Origin of the sequence: Thalassoroseus pseudoceratinae (assembly GCF_011634775.1) — a bacterium.
In the GTDB taxonomy this organism is placed as follows: Bacteria; Planctomycetota; Planctomycetia; order Planctomycetales; family Planctomycetaceae; genus Thalassoroseus; species Thalassoroseus pseudoceratinae.
On record NZ_JAALXT010000007.1, the window covers coordinates 26,063 to 45,563 of the forward strand.

Sequence of the window (19,501 nt, forward strand, 5' to 3'; positions counted from 1 at the left end):
AGCCATCTTTCTCAGTTTCGGGGGCGGCGGATCAGATCAACTCATGAATCACATCCTGCTGTTCAACGAGGTATTGGGGACGCCCGTTGTGATCCGGAATCGTGACTTGAGCGACGTCAATGCCCAGGTTCTTGTAGACTGTCGCAAACACTTCCTGCATGTGAACGGGGCGAGTTGCAGCTTCTTCACCCAAGCGGTTGGTCGAACCGATGACTTGCCCGGTTTTCATGCCGCCCCCCGCCAGCAAGGCCGCGTGAACTCGTGGCCAATGGTCCCGCCCGGCGCGTTCGTTGATCTTAGGCGTACGGCCGAATTCTCCCCACACCAGGACCGTCACATCTTTGTCGAGTCCTCGCTCATGTAGGTCTTGTACCAACGCGGCCACGCCTTGATCCAAGAGGGGCACAACCTTGCGGGCATTTCCGAAGTTGTTTCCGTGCCAATCGAAATGGGCAAAGCTGCACGTCACGCAGCGGGCTCCCGCCTCCACCAGCCGACGGGCCTGCAGAAAACGTGACATAATGGCTTGATAGCCTTTGTCGAGCGAGTAATTGAGGACCTTCGGGTTGTCCTGCCCATAGCGAGCGCGGGTTTCCGCGTCTTCCTGTTCCAGATCGAGCGCCGCGACGAGCTTGGAAGAACTGAGAACGCCCAGGGCCTGTTCCGTAAAGGTGTCATAAAGTCCGGCACCCACGTTTTCATCGGCCACCCGGCGGAACTGGTCCAACTGCGCAAGCAGCGAGGCTCGGCTGTTGAGCTTGGCAGAACCACCCGCAGCGACGCGCATGTTCTTCATCGACTCGCCATCCGCCCGGAACGGCGCATGAGACATTCCCAGGAATCCCGAGCCTTTGATGTTCCAGGGATCGTGGGCCATCTTGTGGGAGAGGTCGATGTAAGGCGGCACCGCAGGATCAACGGGACCGAACAGCTTGGAAAGTGACGCCCCCATCGCAGGCCATCCGCCTTGCGGCTGATTGCTTCGGAAGTGATGCCCAGTACAACACTCGAAGGAATCGTGCCGACCCTCGGCTCCGACAAGGGATCGGATCATCGCGAACTTGTCCATCTGGCTCGCAACACGAGGCATCAATTCGCTGATCTGAATACCCGGGATGCTGGTGGCAATCGGATCGAATTCGCCACGAACCTCTTTGGGAGCATTCGGCTTGAGATCGAACATATCCTGATGCGGCGGTCCACCGGCCAGGAAAATCATGATCACGGATTTATGCCGCGTTGACTCGCCCTGCGATTCGGCGGCCAGCAACTGAGGGAGCGACAGTCCGCCCATGGCCAAACCGCCGATTTGCAAGAACGACCTTCGCGGAAGCCCATCACAAAGCCGGAGTCTGTTGCCTTCAATCTTCAGCATCGCGGTCCCCCCTTGCAGGCTGCGAGAAATTCGATGCCATTAGCGTATCAAACTGCCGAACGAGATCAAAACCTGGGTCGATTACCAAATGGATTTCGCTTTGGCATCCAGTAGCGGGACTAGCACGAATTCAACGTTCGTGTCCGTCGTCAACAAGGCGTAAAGTGGTCCGGTGCAAAGATTCCTCGCCCAAGGCGAATCTAAGATCTGGCAAGTCGATCGGGTTAATCCGCGAACCCATCGCCTGTGAGACGCGGTTAAGACGCTACACATATGGTAAACGCGCTCTAGGAATGATTCTCGAAAGACGGCCAGACGTTCACAGTCATTCAATCTCATCAAGTTCTTATTCAAGTCTTGAACGGTTACTACATACTTGAGAAGTCATCGACTGCGGGGCAAAGGCGGAGCATCATACACTTGGCGTAAGCGATTGAACTCTGCAACGAGCGATTCCCGTATGGGGCGGTAAGTCGGATCGGCGTGAACGCTCTTCATTTCGTGTGGGTCGCGTTCAAGATCAAACAGATTCCACTTGTCAGTCTGTGGAAAGTAGATGAGCTTATGAGTTTGCGTACGCACGCCGAAATGCTGGGGAACCGCATGTTCCCCTAGTTCGTAATAGGTGTAGTAAAGCGATTGACGCCATTCCTTGGCGGAACCATCGAGTATTGGCACCAGTGAGCGACCTTGCACTTCCGATGGAGTTTTAAGTTCTGCTATCTCAAGAAATGTGGGAGCATAGTCAATATTTTGAATCAACTCTGTCGGTCGCGAACCGTTCTTCACAACACCGGGCCAACGAATCAAGAACGGCATGCGGAACGATTCCTCAAACATCCAGCGTTTGTCGTACCAGCCGTGCTCTCCCAGGAAAAAACCTTGATCGGATGAGTAAATCACGACGGTGTTATCGGTGAGATTGTTCTCGTCGAGATACTGGAGCATCCGTCCTACACTCTCATCGACCGCTTTGACAGTGCTCAGATAGTTCCGCATATACCGCTGATACTTCCACCGAACAACATCCGAATGTGATAGCTTCCCGGCGGCATAGTCTTTTAGAAATTTCTGATTTCGGGGTCCAAAGTAGGCGTCCCAAGTCTTCTTTTGAGCTGCGGTCATCCGGTTGTATTCCGGTGTGCCGTAGCGGTCCGGTTTTGGTAGCGTGATATTGCCTCGTTCGTCCTTGCGGACTTTGGCGTCGTAGGCCCAATCAAAGTGGCGGTCGATTTCCATCTCGTTTTGGGCGAGTGTCGGACTGCGATTCGCATAGTCATCAAAGAGATTGGCCGGTTCAGGGATCGTTACATCATCGAACGCCCCTAAATGTCGGAGAGCTGGTGAAAAAGTCCGATGCGGCGCCTTGTGCTGACACATCAAGAAAAACGGCTTTGAAGTATCGCGGTGACTTAGCCAACCCAGAGCTTTTTCCGTTGTAAGATCCGTGGCGTATCCTTCAAATCGCTTGCGTTTCCCACCCTTCTGAATGAAGACGGGATTATAATAGTTGCCCTGGCCTGGCAGGATTTCCCAATAATCAAAGCCGACAGGATCTGAGTTCAAGTGCCACTTGCCAATCACGGCCGTGTTATAGCCGCCTTGTTGTAACTCTTTGGCAACTGTCCATTGATGGGGATCAAACCGGTTTCCGTTCCGCATGAAACCATTCTTGTGGCTATGTTTGCCTGTCAAAATCGTGGCACGTGAGGGACCACAAATCGAGTTGCCACAGAACGAGTTGAGGAAGACAGCACCTTCCTGGGCGAGCCGATCGATGTTCGGCGTTGGTGCGATTTTGGCAAGTCGACCCTGATAAGCTGAGATCGCATTGAGCGCATGATCATCCGAGAAAAGAAACAGGATATTTGGCCGCTGCTGTTCGCCGTTCGCTATGGATTGGAAAGAAACAGCAAGAACAATTCCTGCGACGCATTGAAAAAACGATCGCTTCATAATCAATCTTTGCAAATCGAAGGGAAGACCGTGCGTTGATCGAGTCCGAAGACTGACAACCTAGCCATTGGCTCGCCAAGATGTGGAGTCTCGGAAACTACTGGACCACACGGTCGATTTTCTCAATCCCGGAAGTTTGAACGAGAAGTCACGCAAACAGCTCTTGAACGACTTGACCACCTTCTGGACCCGTGAGGCGGTGGTCGCGACCGGCATGCCAATAGGTAAGGTCATTTGCGGGCAGTCCGAGGGCGTGCAGAATTGTTGCGTGCAAATCACGAAAATGGACTTTTCCTTCCACGGCACGGGAGCCCGTCTGGTCCGTCTTGCCGTGAGTGTAGCCCGCTTTCACCTTCGCTCCCGCCAACCAAAATGTAAAGCCACGTGAGTTGTGACCAGTGGCGTCTTTGTCTTTGTCGGGACTGAGACCGGGCCGCCCGAATTCCCCACCCCAAACGACGAGGGTGTCGTCCAACATCCCGCGAACTTTCAGATCATCGAGCAGAGCGGCGATGGGGGCGTCAGTCGCTTCACAGTTCGCTTTCAGGTCTCGGCGATGATTTTTGTGCTGGTCCCAACTCCCATGATTCACTTCAATGAACCGGACTCCCGCTTCCGCGAAACGCCGCGCCAACAGACATTGCCGCCCGAAGTCGCTCGGTTTGCAAGTGCCGATTTGCTTGTTGTTCTTGCCGACCCGATAACGTTCCAGTGTTTCAGCCGTTTCTGAGCTGAGATCGAGAAGATCAGGAGCCGACATCTGCATCCGAAATCCCAGTTCCATCGATTCGATCACGCTTTCCAACTGCTTGTCATTGGCCCGCATTTCCCGGTGACGACGGTTCATCATCTGCACGAAATCGAGCTGTTTTTCTTTCGACGAAATTGGCAGGTGTCGACCCGAGATATCGCTGATGGTTGCCTGCGACATATCCTCCCCGTTCACGCCAATCGGAGTGCCGTTATAGATTGTCGGTAGGAATGCACTCGAATAGATCGACGCTTTACTCGTATTGAAGCTGATGAAACCCGGCAGATTCTGGTTTTCCGTACCCAAACCGTAGCTGACCCACGAGCCAAGGCTGGGGCGTTCCCGTAACCGATCACCAGTGTGTAATTGCAAAAACGACTGCGCGTGAATTGTTGTGTCCGCGTGCATCCCGTTGATTACGCAGAGGTCGTCGGCATGGCGACTCAGATTTGGCAGCAATTCGGAAATCCAAAGTCCACTCTCCCCGTGTTGGTCGAAGGAGAAGACCGAACCGGGGTGTGGTGATTTGCCGGACTGTGGTTTGTAGTCGAAGGTATCGAGATGAGCTGGTCCACCACTCATACAGAGAAAAATGACTCGCTTGGCTCGTGCTGGAAAGGCCGGAGTCTTCGCGGCTAAGTTTTCTTTGCGTGCCGAGCCAGCCGCCTGTGTCTGACCGCACAGAGCCTGCAAAGCGAGATACCCAAAGCCACAAGAGGTGGCTTGCAACATGTCTCGTCGTGAATGCATCATCGCTGACTCTCTCTTTTGGATGTCCGTGACTCTCGAAGTGGTCAATCGCGAGCTCGATTTGCTTTGTCGATGTCAGTTAATCGACGTAGCGAAACTCGTTCGTAACCAACAATGCCTGGCAGAAGCTACTCCAGGCGTCAAGGCGATTTTGAGTTTCAGTCAAGGTGAAATCAACGAGCTTCTCCGCCTGTTTCAACTCTTCAGGAGAGGCGTCTCGCTGCAACACCTGCTGGTAGGCGTGTTGAATTCGTTGTGTCGGAGTGTGTTCTTCTTGCATCAAACGGTTCGCCAATTGTTCGGCTTGTTCAATGACGAACGGATTATTGAAAAGATACAACGCTTGACCTGGGACCGTGCTTTGATCTCGTTGACCAGTCACCGCACGAAAGTCGGGGAGATTAAAAGCGGCCAGGGACGGGGGAGGCGAATTTCGTAGATAACATAGATAAACGCTGCGGTGCCGACTTGGTTGATGAAGACTACCAGACAAGTTGATCAAAATGTCTCGATGGCGAATCAGCGATCCGGACGGCGGTGCGAGATCAAGTTGTCCGCTAACGGCGAGCATGCTATCCCGTAACGATTCGGCGTCGAGTCGCCTGCGATCGTGTCGGCCGAGCAATAAGTTCTCCTCATCCTCCAGCATGAGTGTCTCGTTGACCTGACTTCCAAGTCGATACGTTCGGCTCATGACGATCTCACGAACAAGACTTTTGATTGACCATCCAGCATCCTGAAATCGAATAGCTAGGTGATCGAGTAGTAGAGGATGAGTCGGCCGGGCACCGTATTTACCGAAGTCGTCCGGAGTCCTCACAATCCCCTCACCAAACAGATATTGCCAAATCCGGTTGACCATGACCCGAGCGGTGAGTGGGTGGTTCGGATGGGTGATCCACTGAGCCAATTGCAGTCGGCCGCTTGAGGCAGCATTGACTTTCAACGCCTCGGCTCCGTCAAAATTCAAGGCTTTCAGAAAGCCGCGAGGTACAGGCTTTCCGAGTTTGCGGGAATCACCATTGATATTAAGCTTGCAGTCGGCTGGCTTTTTTGCATCGCGAACGCCCATCGCCAGCGGAGTGCCAGGTTCCCACTTCGACTTCGGAATGGGCTTCGGCTTGCCAGTGTTCGACTCCAAAACCAAAACCGTTTCAACGAACCCCTCGGGCGGTGGAACTTTCTCAGCTGTCTTAAGGACGTGAAGATCGGTTGGCGGTGCGGTCAGTTTTTCATGTCCAGCGACTCCCCACAGCGTTTCCGTACTCGTAAACAAACCTGCAAGAGCGTAATAGTCCCGCGTTGGAACGGGATCGAACTTATGGTCGTGACATCGTGCGCAGGCAACGCTCAGCCCCATGACTCCTCGAGTGACGACGTCAATCTGATCGGCCACCACGTCCATGGCAAAGTTGTTGTTCATCGCCTTTGCCGGCTTGGCTGTCATGGCCAAGAAACCCGTTGCCACAAGATATCGATCTCGTTGCTGCGCGTTGTCGACCGGAAGTAAATCGCCGGCAATCTGTTCCATGAGAAACTGGTCATACGGGCGATCCTCGTTGAAGGCTTGGATGACATAATCTCGGTACCTCCAAGCGTGAGGAAATGTTGGGTTTCGCCCTAGGCCGTCGTTCCCGTTCGACTCCCCGTACCGAGCCACATCAAGCCAATATCGCCCCCATCGTTCGCCGAATTGCGGCCGAGACAGCAAGTCGTCAACCAAGCGTTCGTAAGCCAACTCACCTTCCCGCTCGTAAGCGGAAACAAAGTCTCTGACCTCGGTATAATTTGGTGGCAGGCCGATCAGGTCGTAATAGACTCTGCGAATCAAGGCTTGTGGAGTCGCATCCGAGACGGGCGTCAAACCCGCTTGTTCCAATCGTGAGAGAATGAAAGAATCGATTTCATTTCGAGGCCATGAAGAATTTTCAACGGCGGGTTTGGATGCATTCACGACGGGTTGCAGTGACCAAAGCTCTGATGGAATCGCTTCCTGTTGCTTCGCAGCGGGCTCAGCCTTGCTGACACGAGGATCAGGAGCATTTCGCGTGACCCACTCGCTGAAGTCGTGCACGATTGTTTTGGGTAACGGAGTCTCGGGCGGCATCTCCGTCCCGTCGTATCGCAATGCTTGAATCAGCAGTGAGTCATCAGGCCGACCGGGCACAATCGCCGCGCCAGATTGTCCGCCAGTCCGCAATCCCTCTCGTGTATCGAGTCTGAGATTGCCACCCAATTCTTTGGCGTCGGCGGAATGACATTGATAACAATGTTTGACGAGGACCGGACGGATTTTCTTCTCAAAGAAATCCCGATCCGCCGGAGAAATGTCCGCCGCAGTGGCATCGGTTGCAAAGCAAACGCAATGCAATAGTGTCAACAGGGGAAGCGTGAACTTTCGGAAACGGTGCACGGCGGCTGGCTCACGGAAAGAGGAAGGCGAGTTACATAAGGATACGTCAATATGGACTTGGTTTCAATCCGGAACAGCAACTGTCCACGTGTTCGCCGCTACTGCCGCGGTCGGTCAGGGTCTCAACTTTCAGCAAACGGACCAGATTGGTCGACGAGACGTGTGTGACCGTTGAAATCTCGTTGCCAACGAGACCGGCCAAGGAGTCGTGTTTCGTCAGCATTTTGTGCAACTTGAGGTTGAACGGGCTGATCTTCGAGATGCCGAGTTAGGTGATGTGATTCAGACACGCCGTCGTACATCCGCGGCCTACTTGAGCGTTTTCTGCCGGAATCGCAGCGGTCGAAACGGCTGTAGGTTGATCCCAAATATAAACGCCATCCCAAGGTTTAAATTGGCATTTCGTTTCCGAGTGCCTTCAACCTTGGAACGGCGTTTATCGATTTCTAATGCGGGCCTAATGCCCTTTCATCCTAGACATAAGCACCCCGGTTGCGACCGTTGGTTGGGTCCCAGAAGAAGAATTCGTCACCGTCGGCGTCCGCGAAAACATCGTCCCGCAACCGCACGATTTCATCGTACTCGCCATTGATCGCCAATGGAGCGACTAAATTGTCGACGATCTGTGGCGGTGTGCTTGGTGCAGTATCGAGCAGGGCAACCCGGTTGATTCCACCGTCATGGTCCCATGCAAACACGTCATCGATCCCGTTGCCATCGATGTCTCCAATCGCGATGCGATTGTATTCGGAGCCATTGAATGCAAGCGGAGGTAGCGAATTCGTTTGAACGTCGGCGGTGTCCGATGCCTGACCAGGCGTTGTCGGAGTGAGCGTAACGATGCGGTTTGATCCACTAGCGAGATCGATGAACAGCAACTCGTCCAAACCACCGGCGACAAATTGGCCAACATAAACTGACTCATATTCTCCATTGATCGTCTCGGGGTTAATCGCGGAATTTTGAACGTTGTTGACATCGGTATCCGATCCCGGCGTGGCGGTTTCGAGGTGGATCAAACGATTGCGTCCGCTACCGGGTTGGTAGAAGAACAAGTCGTCGGGACCAAGGCCATTGAAGTCACCAACCACGACGGTCTCAAAATCATTGCCATTGATGGCGAGATTAGAAACCACGTTCGTTTCAACAGTCCCGACCACGTTGCCCGTTGGCCCGTTCAAATGAATGACTCGGTTCTGACCTGTTGCCGGGTTCCATAAGAACAAGTCGGTCCCGCCACCTTCGTCGAAGTTTCCAACCACAATTTGGCTGTAATCGTTATTGATGGCGAGCGGAGCAACAGGATTGTTCTGTTGCGTGCCATCACCAAACACGATTCGGTTCTGCCCTGAAATCGGGTCCCAGAACAACAGATCGTCTTCCGGACCGCCAACCCCATCGAAGTTGCCACTGACGGCGAATTGGAAGTTGCCATTGATAAACGGATTCGCGATGGGTTGATCGACAATTTGCCCTGAGCCGGTCGCGATATCGTCGTTCACAATCGTGCCGATTCCTTGGCTGTCACTGAGACTGACGCTTTGACCGCTCGCTTGCAGATTCGACAGGTCGACGAAGAATTGCTCGTCGTCTTCGACCGTCATGTCGGCTGTGATCGCCACGACAATGGTTGCGGATGTTTGACCATCTGGAATCGTCACACTGCCACTCGTTGGCGTGTAATCGCTGGCATCGGCGGAGTCGGGAGTGGTCGTGAAATCGACGGTCACGTCGCTGCTGACCGGTTGAGTCAGAGAGACCGTGAACGTCATCGAACCGGCATCTTCATCTTGGGTCACATCGTCGATCGACACGGTCGCCGAATCGTTGTCAGTGATCGTTCCCGTGCCCTGGCCATCGTCAATCGTCACATCCCGACCGCTCGCTTGCAAATTAGACAGGTCAACGAAGAACTGCTCAGTGCCTTCCACAATCATGTCGTCGGTAATCGTGACGGTAATCGTCGCCGATGTCTCACCTTCCGGAATGGTGATGCTTCCGCTGGTTGGCGTGTAATCGTTGGCATCAGCGGTGTCGGGAGTGGTCGTGAAATCAAAGGTAACGTCTGTGTCGACGGTTTGACTCAGGGAGACGGTGAACGTCATCGTCCCGGCTGCTTCATCAGCGCTCACGTCATCGATCGACAGGGTGGCCGTTTCGTCGTTAAGAATCGTCCCAACGCCCTGCCCGTCGTCAATCGTCACGTCCCGACCGCTTGCCTGGACGTTGGCAAGATCGACGAAGAAGGTTTCGTCCGCTTCGACTATCGCATCGGCTGTAACACTGACCGTGATCGTGGCCGACGTTTGACCAGCCGGGAACGTCAGCGTGCCGCTCGTCGGGGTATAGTCGGTCGAATCGGCGGAGTCTGGGTTGGTTGTGTAATCAACCGTAACATCGACATCGACCGGTTGACTGAGCGTGACCGTGAACGTCATCGTTCCCGCGTCTTCATCTTGCGTCACATCGTCAATCGAAAACGTTGCCGCATCGTCATTCGTGATCGTCGCGGTACCAAAGCTGTCGTCAATCGTCGCTCCGTTGGCATTTGACAGCTGTGCTATGAACTGCTCATCCAACTCGACAACTTGGTCTGTCGTTAGCGTGACCGCGAAGGTTTTTTCGGTTTCTCCAGGAGCGAAACTCAGGGACTGTGAAGCGAAGGTGAAGTCACTGCCCTGTTGAGCCGTTCCGTCGGTGGTGATGACGTCGACGGTTACCGTTTGGATGCTTTGCGATGACAAGCTCACGGTGAACGTCGCCATGCCAGTGTCTTCGTCGACGGTCACATCGTCGATGGAAAGCGTCGGTGGATTGGCATCGTTAAGGTTCTCAATGCCTGTGAACGCAACCTCCTGATTCATCATGTCGTCTGGAGTCAGCGTGCCGCTTCCAGCACCGGTCACATCGAGCGTACTTGAACCATTGTAGTTCAGAGAATCGCCGGGGCTGATGCTCGGTTCGTTGCCGTTGATCGTGATGTCGGGACCGACTGCGTCGGTTGGACTGATGTTAAAGGTGTCGCCACCTGTGCCACCGTTAAGTTCGTAAACGCTAGTGTCGGAGCCGGTGGTTGCTAGTAGGTCGATTGTGTCTTGACCGTTGCCACCGTCGACTGTCACGTCGGCATCAAGCAGACCGTCGAGTGCTTCGAGGGTCATGTTGTCATTCCCACCACCCAAAGCAACCGTCAACGAGTTCGTCGGGTTCGAAAATTCGACCGGCAACCCGCTGCCAGGACCGACTAACAAACTTTCGTTGTCAGAATCGTCACTGTCATCGGAAAGCGTCACATTGTCTTCCGCGACACCGAACGTGAAGATGCGATCCTCCGCAGTTAGCGTATCGAGAATCGGTTCTTCGATGGCGGAGTAAGTCACGCTGCTTGCCGGGTCGCCAGTTCCCGGATCGATCACGACTTGTCCGGATGACACGCTTGTGAAGATGTGCTCAACACTCGTGACATCGGTACCATTGCTCTGCAGCAAGAGTTGATCATCGTCGCTGACGCCATTGCCGTCAAAGTCGACTCCGCCGCTTGGGAGCGGATTGCCGAACTCGTAGTTAATCAACGCGGTGTCGTCGTCGTTGGAACCGACCAAACTGATTGAGTTCACGTCGGCTCGGGGTTGATCGAACACGACCACACCATTGACGAGCACTTGGACGTCGAGTGCATTCATGGGGTCAATGCGAACTTCGAACATATCCGCGACGCCGTCTTCGTCGGCAGAAATCGTGATGTTATTGTTGTCGGTGGTCACGTTGCCAGCGTCGACGGTTTCGATGCCATTGAACATCACGTCCATAAACCCGGCTTGCGAAATGGAACCGCTGTCGTCGTCGGTGAACATCACCGTGCCATCGCCCTCATAATTCAACGTGTCCCCCGGGATCACGTCATCGGGGTCGTCTCCGTTGATTGTCAACGTTGTCGAATTCGTCGGTGCGACATCGAACGTATCGGTTCCGTCGCTGCCGTTGATTGTGAAATTGGCAACGTTGGTGTAGCTGATCGTTTGCAGATTCGTCGACGAGAAATCGGTTTCGTTAACGTCGGTTCCGTCGGCATCATCGGAAAGTGTGACGTTCAAATTGGTGACGTTCTGGATGTCGCCACCGACGGTGTTGGACTCGATGAGGAGATCAATGAGGTTCAGCGTTGTGATGCTATCGGCTGTTAATCCAGTTGCCGACAGAGTCAGTCCCAAGTCCTGAACAGTGACTTCCGACGGGCTGAGGATGTCGATTCCGGTCGCGCCAAGCCCGTTGATCGTCACGTCGCTGGGGTCGCCACTCGCACCACGGAGCGTGAAGTCGGTGAAGGTGGGGAAGTCGATCGTCACTTGCTCGTCGTAAGTCCCATTATGCAGGATGACTTCACCGCTCGGACCGGTCACAAGATCAAACGCTTCTTCGATTCGGCCCATCGCATCGAGTTGCATGCCCAACGATGTCACGTGCAGAGTTGACGTGTCGGCTTGGAAACCGTCAACGGGGTTCATGTTGGCATCGCCACCGTCGAGATATGGCGTGATATCAACCGGCCCATTGATGCCGGCAAAAATCTGGACATCATCGGTGATGCCAAACCAGTTCAATTCCGCTTCGATCGGTGTCCCGGTTTGATTATCGATGAAGGTCGTGTTGCCGGAGAGATCGTTCTCATTGACCGTCGCGGTCGACGTGCCGGTTAGCTGCACGCCGATGTTGTTGCCGGTTATGAAATCATTCGTGATCGTCGCCATCGCGGTGTCGTTGAGTCGCACACCGATGTCGAAACCGCTGATGGTGTTTGCGCCCCCGGTGGCATCCACGACGGAACCACCGTGGGCATCAATGCCGACTCCCATACCGGCCATCGTGCCGGTGTTCGTCATCGAGTTGCCTTGTAGGAACGCGGAGTCCGTGTTGTCTTGCAGGAAGAAACCGGTCGCAACTTGCGTCAGCGTGTTGTTCAAAAACTGCGCGGGATCGCCGGTGCTACCAAATCGGAACTGGAACCCTGTGTTCGCGCCATCGATTTGGTTGTTGTCGTAAATCACCGCCGTGCCCGCTCCACTATTGGAGACCGAAGTCACGCGGAACGCCCGTTGCAAATTCAACGTGGGATCGTTATTCGGATCGAGGTTGGTGAACGTGTTGTTCGAAACCGTGATATCGCCAGTGACAGTATTCGAGTTTTCCCAAATCCCGAGAATCGCTTCTGGATCAGCAGACTGAGCATTGAGGACGTTGATCGTGTTTCCGTCAATCAACAGGCCATCGTAGACGGTACCGCTTGTGTTCGATTGCATTCCAACCGAACTCGCATAGACCGGATTCATTGGATCGGTCGTTGTGTCGCTGACGCCATCGCCAGGGATATCGATTTGGTTCCCCTGAATCGTTTGATTTTCACCGAAGGCAAAGTGAATGGCGATGTTTTGCAACGTATCGTCGATCGTATCGGTCGCGAGTCGGATGTAGTTGTTCTGGATGGTCGTGTTTTCAAATTGGTCGATCGAGCCACCGAAGAACAAGCCAATTCCCAAATCGAAATCGAAGATTTGCAGGTTCGAAATCTCCAACCCGGCATAACTATCCGGAGAGTTGAAATTCGAAACGAAGACCCCTTCCAAGTTGACGGTGGGCAAGTCGCCTGGTCCTTGGATGGTCGCATCGCCGAGCATATTCGCGGTGATCGTAATGTTCTCGCGACCGGCAACGAGAAAGACAGTGTAATCATCATCCGTGCCCGTCATGCCATCGCTACCGGCTTCCCAGTCTTCGGCAGCGAACATTTCTGTCCAGTCAAATGTCCCTTCGAGAATGATCGTTGAACCGGCCCCCGCGGATTGCACCGCGTTGTTGACGCGAGTGTAGTCGTTGTCGACATCCGTTGGAGTGTCGCCGGTCACACCGGTTGACTGAACCAGAATCGTCAATGCGCCGGTCATCGTCCCTTGGACGGTTTCGATGTCCGAATAATTAATCGTCTCTTGACCGGCTTCGGTGATGGTGCCACTTCCCAGACCGGTTGGATTGACCATCCCGTTGCCGGTGTATTGCAGCGTGTCACCGGTGGGTGTGCCTGTCGGCGTGCCGCCGTCGACGTTGATCGAGATTGGCCCATCGGGTTGGGCAGTGATGGTCAAGATGTCCGCCCCATCTTCACCATTGATATTAATCGTGTCATCGATACCGGCGGGCAGCGTGCCGAGCGTGAAATCGTCCACTCCGTCACCGGCATTGACGGTGATCGTGCCTGTCAAGCTTGGAGCGTTGAACGAAGTCGTCTCAAAAGTGCCGTTCACGCTCCGCAGTTGCAGGTCGAAATTCATATCCGGCGATTCTTCGAGAACGAACTCGTCATCGGTCGCCGGAAGATTGAACGTGACATCGTCACCGAAATCACTATCGATCAAGACCGGTTCGAGACCGGTATACGTGATGGTGAATGCCATCGCCGCAGACGGCGTGAGTTCAATGCTGCCATCATTCGCGTTGTCGTAGTTGAAGACGGCTGAGTCAAACGCTCCGCCGATGACCTCTAGCGTGTCGCTGGCACCAACGCCGCCAACGACGTTTACCGGCAAGTCGATCGCGCCGTTGGTGTAGTCGATGATGAATGTATCGGATTCGTCATCCAACCCCATGCCGGTTTCATCGGCTCCCAGCAGATTGATCTCCGTCAACCCCGCCAGCGGAATCGTGTCTTGCACGACACCGTCGAGAACTAGTTCGATCGAGTCGCCCACACCGTTCAACCGGACGGTCAGCGTATTGTCGCCGTCGCCTTGTGGGGCGGTCAACAACGCTTGCACACCCGCCATGACGTCAGTTTGAAACCCATTCGTGGGATCGTTATCGGCATCTTCACCATTGAGGAAAGTGGTCAAATCCGCCGGGCCGAAGACTGCTGCATCAATCTCTTCGGGATCCGTCGTTCCGAAGAAGTTGTCGTTGACATCGACGACTTCACTTCCACCAGTGTCTCCAACGACGATCGCGGTGACAGTGTCATCGAAACCGTTCTCATTGATGCTGACATTCGGCCGATTCTGAACGAAGATCTGATTGGTATTCGCACCGAGGTTCGAGCCGTCAAAGACGTTTTGTGTAATCTCGGTGTTCGGTCCGCGGGCACGGAGTTGAGAACCAAATCGCGTGGTCGTTCCCGCGAACTGATTTCCCATGACGGTTACGCCGTCGGAATCGATCGTGACCAGCGTGTTGCCTTGTTCGCTCATGTTGTCGTCGGAACTGATTCCGCCCGCGACACCAGTAATTTGATTGTTCGTGAACGTAATGTTGGAGGTATTGCCGCCCCCGCTCCCGCCACCGATCGTGACTAACTGACGGGGAACATTCGCAGTGGTAAATTGGCCACTGAATCCAATGCCGGCCGGTTGAGCACCGACAAAGGTTTGACCGGAGAATTCATTGCCGTCAATCACGAATCCATCGATGGTCGCGCCGAACTCGGTGAGTAGCCCGTGATCACCGTTGGCTTGGATCTCGTTGTCCTGAATGGTGGCGCCCGAATGACTTCCTTGAAAGTAGACGGCCGCGTTTTCGAGGCCGGGATTCCCGTTATCGATTCCGATAATGGTGAAGCCTTGCATCGGAGCACCGATTGTGACCGCGGTGGTGTTGCTTGTGACAACCACCGCTCCCAAACTTCCAACCCCCGAGATTCCTTCGATTGTCGTCGATGCTCGACCATTGACCGATACCAATGACAGGTTGTCTTCGATCCGGACGTTTTCGGTGTATGTGCCATCGCCCACAGTCACGGTAGCACCGGTTGCGGCTGCATCAACGCCATCTTGAATGCTACCCGGTGACGTCACATTAACCGCAGTTGCATTTCCATCAACGGTGCCGCCGATGTCTTGGTTCAAGCTGGCCGTTTCGATATCCGTGATCGTCACGTCTTGCGTGAAGTTGGCATCGCCGACGGAAAACGTCACTTCCTGCCCGGCGGCGGCACCGATGTCTTGAACAATGATGTTCGTCACACCGGCTTGATCGTTGAGTACATCCTCGCCGTTTTCTGACGTGCCAACGTCGATGTTGCCTCCATCGACACGCAGAAAGGCCTGATCGTTGGCGGCGTCCAGCGTGACCGTCAGAGTCCCAGCGTTGAATATCGCGTTGACTGAAAGCAACGTTCGGTCTTCCAGCGTTTCCGCAGACGAGACCAAGGCGGTTGCTGGCCGCTGCGTCCGTCGACGAGAAGAAACCTCCGCCGTAGAACACGAACGAGCGTGGTGTTTTCGTTGTTGAAGTCGACGTGGGGTAGATACAAGATTCGACAGCCAATGACGTAGAAACATCGCAGGACTCCGTAGGTGGGTTGAGATTTCAAATTTGGGGGGCATCCATGCAATTGGGCCGTCAGCATTCGTCAATGAATGTGAGGTTGTTTGGCAGGTGTCTTTCAATTGGAAGACGCAGTTGCGGGGCAAGCACGAGGGTGATTGTGGTGAGCAGCGACCGATGCGATTTCGAAACACCGAATCGCTATTCGAGGAACTTTTTTCAAGTTCGCTAAAGTCAAATTCTTCCCTACAGCCCGCAGGTTGATTTATTTGAACGTAATCACGTGGTCAGGCCATTGCAAGACTGAAACAGTCAGTGAACCGTTGAAAATCTCGTGAAGCCGACCCGAAACACCCTGCCTACCTACTGGGCCGACTGTTCATAAACATTGACTCAGTTGTGACTTACGGAATTTTCGGTACCGTGAATCAGGGGCGTTTTCACAAGTCCATTGTGAATCCACTTGCGTCCACAGATCGACCGATGCTCAAACGGACTGGCTATCAGTTGAAGTCTCTGACAGAACTCGCCCGCTTCGATCGGACGACGGTTGCAAACTGTCAACACCTAGCCTGCCTCTGAAAAACTGATTCAGGTGTTACGACGGTTTCGCGGCCCGTTTTGGGTGAAGGAGACCTATGAAGATGAGTGCGAAGAAACGCAAGCGGCATACGCCGGAGCAGATCGTCAAGAAGCTGCGAGACGCCGATGCGATGTTGAATGCCGGTCACGATTTGGCGGCGGTGTTGCAATCACTCGAAGTCAGTGAATCGAAGTTGCAGCGGTGACGGGAGCAGTACGGCGAGATGAAGTCCGAGGAGGCCAAACGGCTCAAAGAGCTTGAGGACGAGAACCGTCGTCTGAAGCTGTTGGTAGTGGACTTGTCTTTGGACTACCAAATGCTGAAATCGGTAGCCTCAAAATACTGGTGAGCCCTTCTCGGAAACGAGCCGCAGTTAGCCAGCTTCAACGAGAATTTCACGTCTCCGAGCGTCGTGCCTGTCCAGTGCTCGATCAGCGACGTAGTACGCAATACGCAGCACGTAGCGATATATTGGCGAGCCTCGCTGTGATGAACCGGCCTTGGTGAAGCTGTTGCGGAAGTTGGTCCGATTTCATCCGCGGTATTGTTATTGACGGATCGGACGGCTACTGCGTCGTGAAGGTTGGAAAGCGAGCGACAAGCGGGTCTATCGCCTGTGGCGTCGGGAAAGACTGAAAATGCGAAGCAAGAAACGGAAATAGCTTCGATTGGGAACGAGCGAGACTGGCTGTTATCGCCACCGAGCCGAGTTCCAAACTCTTGTGTGATGCTTTGACTTCAATTGAAGCTTCACTGTGTACCACGAGAATGGCCGCCACGATCAGCGACCACACCATCACCAGCAATGAGGCTGTAACGGTAACCTAGCTGCTTAATGTGCTCGCGGGCCGTCTTGAACTCATCGAACGAATCTTCTCGAACGACGAACGTAACATTGAAGCGTGAAGGAGGGAAATTTCGAAGCAACTCCGCAATCTGTCCATTGCAGAAATCCGTTGAGTGAAGGGGAATCCCAGCGTTGGGACGAGCATGAGTCTCATACTGACTAGCGGTCTCATTGATGACGAAAAAGTGACTCGTGTTCAGACCTCGCTCTCCCGTTCGGGGATCATAATCCCATAGATAGAGTCGCCCATAGCGTAGTATGAGGCCGATCGACGGCTTACGGGTCGACATTGTGACTTGAGGCAAAGCCATCTTGTATTCGCGCTTCGCTCTGACTTCAGTGAGGGTCGTTAGAAGTTCGCTGATTTCTCCCTCAAGCTCTTCCAAAGTCTTGTCGAGTTTCGCAATACTTTGTCTTTCCTGTTGTGTCTCCGCGTATGTGCGAGCATTAAGTTCCAATTGCTCGTACCACTGTTCCTCTAAATTATTGATCTCGTTAATTAGTTGGTCGTACTTTTCAATGGTGCTTTCGGTTGATGCATCTTGCAACAGCATTTTCCGTTGCTGAGCGGCCAATCGTTGCAATGCTTTAAGCTCTTCTCGAGCATCATGTAGTTGGTAAGCTAGCCGCTCCTGTTGGAGGAGAATCTCACTTGGTGAAAGAGACTCTTGAACTGAGGGAGCCTTTATCGCAGAGGTGTTTCCCAATAGTAAAACCACTAGGAGGGCGATGAACACGATACCGCCAAACGTGTTGCAGATCGCATCTAGCAACAAGTCGAGGCCGTCGTCATGGTCGGAAACTCTTCTCATTGGGCAAGTCCGGTCTGCGGATCGAAGATGGTCTGCTGCTCAGAAATTAAATCAATGCCGACACCGCACCCGCCTCGCAGCTTTCCAGTCTGCAATGCATCCAGCAAATCATGGTCCATGCCGGAAGGGCGAAATAATACCAGAACATACTCGGCACCTTGCCGAGTGAGGAACTCGCTCAACGATCTTAATGCATTGCTTCCTAACAGAAGCTTCTCAGGTCGTTCCCCGCGTCCCAGCGGTGCCAATGTGGCCGACTGACTATCGATGACGGCGATCCAACCGTTGCGGCTGCGACCATCGACAAACCGAAAAATCGGTCGATTGTCGGATTGCTCCTCTTGAAGGCTGTCTTCAAGTAGATCCTTTTCGCGGTTCAGGTCTTCAAGTCGCTCTAAGTCTTCACTTCGTGTTTCTATAGCTAATCGCGTGGCAGCTTGGTCGTCATCTAATAGCTTTGCACGTACTGCAGCATTCTTGATTCTGTCCTCAAGCAGTATTTTTTTCATCCGAAGCTGTCTGATCTCAGCTTCAATCGTGGCGACTGGTCGGGAAACGGATGCAGAAACACTCTCGGTTTGTGAGTCGACCCGATTCTGTAGCTCCTTCCGCCGCTTGTTGATGTCTTCAAGAGACGCTTCGAGCGCTTTAAAATCTGGAGATGAATGGCTTGTTGTTCGAGACGTATGTGATGTTAATTCAATAGCTAGCAGGAGGACCATGACAATCAGGATGCCGCAGACTGCTGTGATGATGTCCTGAAACGCGAAAAGCGATATAGCTGGTCCGTGGTATTTGCGACGACGATTCATTCCGCGTGAGGTTCTTCAAAAGGCATTAGGCGAAGTTTCCCGGTGACGTTCCGGGTGCAGAAAGCTCGGCAGCGGTCGAGGAATTCTTCTTCGGACTTCTTTAAGCTCGTCATCAGTAATTGGACAATTAATGCCGCAACGAGCCCTTGCAGCGTCGTTTCGAAGGCAACGCTCAAACCGCCAGTGACCCCTTTCAGAGCGTCCTTGACATGACTCAAATCATCGCTTTGTGATAGAACAGCTCCAAAGCCACCGATAGCCTCGGCCAGACCTTGAACAGTTCCAATGAATCCTAAAACAGGGATTGCCCAGACAAAGCCTCTTAAAGTGGCGTAGCTCGTTTCCATACTCCCTTCATCATTGTCCGCCTGTGACCGCAGGATTTCATCGACGTCTCCAACGCGGCCGAGGTTTCGCAGGTTCGCAAGTGCGATGTTGATTCGGTTAAACAGGATAAACCTTTGCGGGTCTTCAGCCGTATCTAAAATATTATTCTGGACAACCGAGACGCTTTCCGGACTTAGTATAAAGTCTGGTGTGGGTGGAACAATTTGAAAATCCAGAGCTCGTCGTTGTAGACACAGTTTGAGCCACTTCAGAAAGATGATCATCAAAGACCAGCATGTGAAAAATACGATAGCAAACGGAACAGGCCCACGTTGCCAAATTGTTTGAGAGATCCAAAGGTCCTTGAAGAGCAGCAGCCCGCCAAGTACTGCCACAGTGAGGATAGTCGCCAAGAATCCAGTCGTGAAGCTGGAAACCCGTGTGTAATGCGCCGCTGGCATCATCAGCCGTCTTTCCGGGTCTTGACGCGACCATGACAGTGGGCAAAGTTCAGTATCAGCCGACATTGAGGTCCCTTAACCAGTAATCGTGTGATGTCGTCAGAGAT

Annotated in this window: 9 protein-coding genes; 1 reads left to right on the top strand and 8 read right to left on the bottom strand. The window is 53.5% G+C overall.

The genetic code is table 11. From position 1 onward, the window contains the following. Positions 1 to 31: 31 nt before the first annotated feature. The 5 genes from G6R38_RS22830 to G6R38_RS22850 form a co-directional block, all read right to left on the bottom strand. Positions 32 to 1,375 (bottom strand): DUF1501 domain-containing protein, encoded by a 1,344-nt coding sequence (locus tag G6R38_RS22830; protein WP_166831105.1) that lies wholly within the window; start codon positions 1,373 to 1,375, stop codon positions 32 to 34. A 384-nt stretch (positions 1,376 to 1,759) separates the two neighbouring features. Next, on the bottom strand, positions 1,760 to 3,331 hold the full coding sequence (locus G6R38_RS22835; RefSeq protein ID WP_166831106.1) for a sulfatase family protein: 1,572 nt from the start codon (positions 3,329 to 3,331) through the stop codon (positions 1,760 to 1,762). Between the two features lie 148 nt (positions 3,332 to 3,479). Next, positions 3,480 to 4,832 (bottom strand): DUF1501 domain-containing protein, encoded by a 1,353-nt coding sequence (locus G6R38_RS22840; protein WP_390881463.1) that lies wholly within the window; start codon positions 4,830 to 4,832, stop codon positions 3,480 to 3,482. 79 nt (positions 4,833 to 4,911) lie between these two features. Further along, entirely contained in the window at positions 4,912 to 7,245 is a 2,334-nt protein-coding gene (locus tag G6R38_RS22845; RefSeq protein WP_166831108.1) for a PSD1 and planctomycete cytochrome C domain-containing protein, read from the bottom strand. Positions 7,246 to 7,718: 473 nt separating this feature from the next. Further along, on the bottom strand, positions 7,719 to 15,566 hold the full coding sequence (locus G6R38_RS22850; RefSeq protein WP_166831109.1) for a Calx-beta domain-containing protein: 7,848 nt from the start codon (positions 15,564 to 15,566) through the stop codon (positions 7,719 to 7,721). 630 nt (positions 15,567 to 16,196) lie between these two features. Between G6R38_RS22850 and G6R38_RS22855 the strand changes: the two genes are divergently transcribed. After that, positions 16,197 to 16,340, top strand: coding sequence for a hypothetical protein (locus tag G6R38_RS22855; RefSeq protein ID WP_166831110.1), 144 nt, complete (start codon positions 16,197 to 16,199; stop codon positions 16,338 to 16,340). A gap of 545 nt (positions 16,341 to 16,885) precedes the next feature. On the opposite strand, the gene G6R38_RS22860 is transcribed toward G6R38_RS22855, so the two are convergent. Genes G6R38_RS22860 through G6R38_RS22870 form a run of 3 tightly spaced genes read right to left on the bottom strand, consistent with a single transcriptional unit; the run spans position 16,886 to position 19,460 of the window. Next, the gene (locus G6R38_RS22860) at positions 16,886 to 17,794 is read right to left on the bottom strand and encodes a hypothetical protein (protein WP_166831111.1); all 909 of its coding nucleotides are present in this window, start codon (positions 17,792 to 17,794) and stop codon (positions 16,886 to 16,888) included. Continuing rightward, positions 17,791 to 18,606 carry a hypothetical protein gene (locus tag G6R38_RS22865; RefSeq protein WP_166831112.1) on the bottom strand — a complete coding sequence of 272 codons (816 nt, stop codon included), beginning with the start codon at positions 18,604 to 18,606 and terminating at the stop codon, positions 17,791 to 17,793. Before G6R38_RS22865 ends, G6R38_RS22860 begins: the two co-directional genes overlap by 4 nt. Further along, positions 18,603 to 19,460: a MotA/TolQ/ExbB proton channel family protein gene (locus tag G6R38_RS22870; RefSeq protein ID WP_166831113.1), complete on the bottom strand. Its 858-nt coding sequence runs from the start codon at positions 19,458 to 19,460 to the stop codon at positions 18,603 to 18,605. Before G6R38_RS22870 ends, G6R38_RS22865 begins: the two co-directional genes overlap by 4 nt. Positions 19,461 to 19,501: the final 41 nt, after the last annotated feature.